Raw genomic sequence first — 4624 nt, forward strand, 5'->3', positions numbered from 1 at the left:
CGGGCGCAGGCTTCCTCGGAGCATGGATCGAGATGAACTCGAACCTTATTTCTGCTCGCTCGCGAAGAAGCTCGCCGGTCGGGTGGCCCGGGGGAATCGCACCCCCGGGCTCCCACAGATCCCGGCGTGACAGTCTCCCGTCACCGGGCTCCTATTGCCCTGGTCACCAGATCGAGTGGACCCATTTCCAGTGGGCGAAGAACAGCGGGTACGCGGTGGTGACCTGCTTCCATCGCCGGTGGAATTTCGTGAAGGTCTTCAGCCGCCGATATTTCTTACGGACCCAGCGCATCAGGTAGTAGTTGATGCGCCTGAGGAGGGGATACAACTCGGTGCGGTAGAACGCCCCGTAGTACTGCATCCAGCCGCGGATGATGGGGTTAAGCCATCGTGCAAACTCCCCGAGGGTGTAGCCGATGTGCATGTGAATCCGCCAGGAGCGGACTTCCGCGCTCATCTTCTTCAGGGCATTCTTGCTGACCGCCGGCAGGAAGGACGTGAAGATCCTCCCATGGCGGCCTCGTGCCGGGCGCTTCTGGAACGTGAAGCCGAGGAAGGTAAACGACGTTGCCACGCCTTCGACGCGACGGTTGTCCTTTCCGCAGTACACGATCCTGGTCTTGGCCGGGTGCAGTTGCAGTCCGACCTCCTCCATCCTGTTTCCGATCGCCTGAAGAACCACACGGGCCCGGCGTTCGGAGTCGCAATGCACGACTGCGTCATCCGCATAACGCTCGAACTGCACGTCCGGGAAATTCCGGGCGAGCCACTGATCGAATGCGTAATGAAGAAACAGGTTCGCCAGCACGGGCGATACCGCAGAACCTTGTGGGGTTCCCCGAAACCGCTCTTGCAAGGTGCCGTCGGGAAGTTGCAGTGGGGCAGCGAGCCACCGTTTCACATACAACACCACCCAGGCGGCGCCGGTGTGGGCTTCCACCGCTTTGATGACGAGGTTCCAGCGGACGCTGTCGAAGAACTTGGCAACATCAAGGTCGATGGCCCATTTCTTCTTCCAACACCGCTGCCGGCATGCCGCGACCGCTTCCAGGGCTGACCTTCCGGGCCGGTAGCCGTAGGAGTCTGGATGGAAGATCGGTTCCACCCGTTTCTCCAGATGAGCGGCCACCACCGTCTGGGCGATCCTGTCCGCAACCGTGGGCACACCGAGCAAACGAACCCCGCCGCCATGCGGTTTCGGGATCTCCACACCTCTCACCGGAGGCGGAAAGTAGCTGCCCGAGGACATCCTGTTCCAGACCTTGTAGAGGTTCCCCTTCAGGTCTTTCTCGAAGTCCTCGATAGTGCAGCCGTCCACCCCCGGAGCACCCTGATTCGCTTTGACCTTCAGGTATGCCTCCCAGACCTCCAGTTTCGATATCTCGAACGGCTTGATCTGCGATTTCAGCTCGCTCACGCAGCTCCTCCCAGGAAACTCCTGGTTGACCGAACAAACAAGCCACGGACAATCCGGTTCCTTCGCTCCACCCTCACCGCGCCCAGCAGGGGCTTCACCGCTACTACAAACCGGTCCGCCAACACACCCCGCCTCGGTACTCAGTTCCTCGCGGGTTGTCCGCTTGGAAGTCTCCCTCTCCCAACCCATGCAATCCGGATTGGAGCATCGGGGTGTGTCTTCCCACGTTCCACACGGAAGCAGCAGACCAGATTCACGTCGCCTCCACGCCGGGCACCACCTGGCCAATAATCGGGCTCCCGCCAGACTTATCCCGGGCCAAAAGTAACACCCAGTTCTGATGCCATCTCATCAATAACGACGCGTCAACAGCGATCCCCTCGCAGGGACTGCGCTCCGTCTCTCTGGTCCCCATCTGACGCCTCATGGACGCCTTTTCCACAGTCGCTCACCACGGTCACGTCACCGTTCCCGCAGCATGTGGCGATTTGAAGCCTCCCCCCGAAGGGCGGCTCCGAAGGGCCGAGAATCCTTCATCTCCCGTGCAGCACCGCGTTCAGCTACCCAACTACCTCAAGCAGCCTCCGCGTTCGTGGCACACCTTTTTTTAGGAAGGCGATGTCCATCTGGGCCTGCGTGTACTTCTTCCGGAGCTCTTCGAGTTCCGCACGCTCCGACACCGATAGTGGCCGGTCCTCGGCCCCGCCCTCTTCCTTCGCTTTCTTCACCCAGTTTCCCAACGTGGCCTCGTGAATACCCAGACTCTTCGCGACCTCGGCCGCAGACCGGCCCGAGTCGAGCACCAATCTTACAGCCTCGGTCTTGTACTCCTGAGTAAATTTCCGCCGTGTTGACCCCATCGCCATCCTTCCCTATAGACAGTGAACCTCAAGTTCGCTGTCCACGGAAGCGGGATCACTCCACTCGCGAAAGCATCGACCAGTAGTCCGACCGTAACTGGTCAGGTCTCGTAGATCGTTCGTTTTGGTTTCACGGCGGGCTGGGGCTGCTCGATGGCTCGCCAGCCCGGGAGTGTTGACGCGGTGTGGTTGATCGGACCGTAGGGTCCGGGTGTGTCCGGTGATCTGCCCGCGCCGTCGGTGCCGTCGTATGACGAGCTCGCGACGCTGGTGGTGAGTCTGCAGGCGGATCTCGCGCGGGCGTTGGAACGGATCGTCGAGCTGGAGGCCCAGGTCGCCAGGACGTCACGGAACTCGTCGAAGCCACCGAGTTCCGACGGGCTGGCCAAGGCGCCCCCGAAGTCGCTGCGGAAGAAGACCGGTCGGCGGCCCGGTGGGCAGAACGGCCATCCGGGATCGACGCTGCGGATGGTCGCCGGTCCTGATGTACGCCTGGCACACGAGCCGGGGCCGTGTGGCGGGTGCGGGACGCAGCTTGCGGGCCGGCCGGTGACCCGGACCGAACGCCGGCAGGTCTTTGACCTACCCGAGCTACGCCCGCGCGTGACTGAACATCGGCTCCTCGAGCGGGAGTGTGGCTGTGGGACACGGACGAAGGCGACCGCGCCGGCCGGAGTGGACGCCCCGGTGCAGTACGGGCCGCGGGTGACCGCGGCCGCGGTTTACCTGTACGGGGGTCAGTTCCTGTCGAAGGATCGGACCGCGACCGCGCTGGCCGAACTGGTCGGGCTCCCGATCTCGGCGGGCACGGTCGCGGCGATGGCCGCCCGGGCCGCCGCCGGCCTGGAGGGTTTCCTCACCGCGATCCGTGAGCATCTCGCTGGCGCCGAGGTGCTCGGCGCGGACGAGACCGGGCTGCGCGTCGCCGGCAGACTGCACTGGGTGCACGTCGCCCGCACCGGGAAGTACACCCTGATCGACTGCCATCCGAAGCGTGGAACCGCCGGAATCGACGCCCTCGGGGTGCTGACCGGCTTCACCGGAGTCGTGGTCCACGACGCCTGGGCGCCGTATGACACCTATACCGATGCCACCCACCAGCTCTGTGTCGCCCACGTCCTACGTGAACTGCAGGCGATCACCGACTCCGCCCCGGCCGGCACCTGGTGCTGGGCCACCCAGGCCGCCGACGCCCTGCTCGCCCTGCACCGCCTCACCGTCGACGCCGCCACCATCGGCACCGCGATCGATCCGGCCGACCTGGCGACCCACACCCGGGCCCTGCGTCACACCGCTCACATCGGGATCACCCAGACCTCACCGCGGGGCACGACACTCATGGCCGCCCGCCACGCCCTGGCCTGCCGCCTCGTCGACCGCGAAACCGACTACCTGCGGTTCACCCACGATCTGCGGGTTCCCGCGGACAACAACGGCTCCGAACACGACATCCGCATGATCAAAGTACGGCAGAAAGTATCCGGATGCCTACGCACCCTCACCGGCGCCCGCCAGTTCTGCGCGATCCGCAGCTACCTGTCCACCGCCACCAAACACGGCATCCCCCAGTTCCCCGCCCTCGTCCAACTCGCCGAGGGCCACCCCTGGATGCCCGCAACCACCTAACCAAAGATCAAGCGACTACCTGACCAGTTACCCTCAAGTAGCCTCCCGCGTTCGCGGCACACCTTTTCCCATGATGTCCAGCGCGGTTTCCGTGGTCGCCAGCCGCGCTTTCAACCGTTCGTTCTCCCGGCGGAGCTTCTCCACCTCGATCTGCTCCGCGGACCGGACCGGCTCCTTCTCCGGCCCACGATCTGCGGCGCGGGTTCGACCGAGAGCACCCGCGTCACGGGCCCGGGTCCACTCCACCACATGCGAGGAGAACAATCCCTCCCGGCGCAGGATCGCTCCTTTCTCACCATGCGGGGCGTTCTCGTACTCGGTGACGATCCGCAGCTTGTACGCCGCGCTGAACACCCGCCGCGACGGCCGCGGCGCCGGATCACGCTGCGGCGGCGACCCGCCGGTCTCCTCGGAAGACTCTGACTCCACGAACACAAGGATCTCCGATCACCCCCCTGTAGCCAACCCGCATCCAGCGGGTGTCTCACCCGAGACTGACACAGGGGGAACAGCTCCGGCTCGGCACGAGGCAGGCCAATGTCAGCCAGGCAGTGACCCCCGAGTGCGGCACTGACCGCGAGATCGGCGAGGACTTTCGCCGGATCGTGGGTCGCCTCGGTGCCCCCGCCACGGCGCCGACGCCTCCCTGTCTGTCAGAGTCCCATGAGACAGATGGATCTTTGAGACCTGTGTAGCGGTAGGGCGAGACGGGATCTTCAGA

General features: G+C 64.5%; 4 protein-coding genes and 1 pseudogene. 1 reads left to right on the forward strand and 4 read right to left on the reverse strand.

What is annotated here, in order from left to right:
- Positions 1-163: 163 nt before the first annotated feature.
- Entirely contained in the window at positions 164-1417 is a 1254-nt protein-coding gene (gene ltrA / locus MXD59_RS25735) for a group II intron reverse transcriptase/maturase (RefSeq protein ID WP_248827155.1), read from the reverse strand.
- Between the two features lie 560 nt (positions 1418-1977).
- The gene (locus MXD59_RS25740) at positions 1978-2277 is read right to left on the reverse strand and encodes a transposase (protein WP_372512206.1); all 300 of its coding nucleotides are present in this window, start codon (positions 2275-2277) and stop codon (positions 1978-1980) included.
- Positions 2278-2490: 213 nt separating this feature from the next.
- Here MXD59_RS25740 and tnpC point away from each other — a divergent pair, with 213 nt between their 5' ends.
- Positions 2491-3903 carry an IS66 family transposase gene (gene tnpC / locus MXD59_RS25745; protein WP_248827156.1) on the forward strand — a complete coding sequence of 471 codons (1413 nt, stop codon included), beginning with the start codon at positions 2491-2493 and terminating at the stop codon, positions 3901-3903.
- A gap of 33 nt (positions 3904-3936) precedes the next feature.
- On the opposite strand, the gene MXD59_RS27620 is transcribed toward tnpC, so the two are convergent.
- Together MXD59_RS27620 and MXD59_RS25755 are read right to left on the reverse strand one after the other, a co-directional pair.
- Positions 3937-4332 carry a transposase gene (locus MXD59_RS27620; protein WP_372512207.1) on the reverse strand — a complete coding sequence of 132 codons (396 nt, stop codon included), beginning with the start codon at positions 4330-4332 and terminating at the stop codon, positions 3937-3939.
- Between the two features lie 62 nt (positions 4333-4394).
- Positions 4395-4548, reverse strand: a pseudogene (locus MXD59_RS25755) (IS1380 family transposase); the annotation flags it as partial.
- Positions 4549-4624 lie beyond the last annotated feature (76 nt).

The sequence above is a fragment of the Frankia umida genome, from assembly GCF_023242945.1.
GTDB lineage: Bacteria > Actinomycetota > Actinomycetes > Frankiales > Frankiaceae > Frankia > Frankia umida.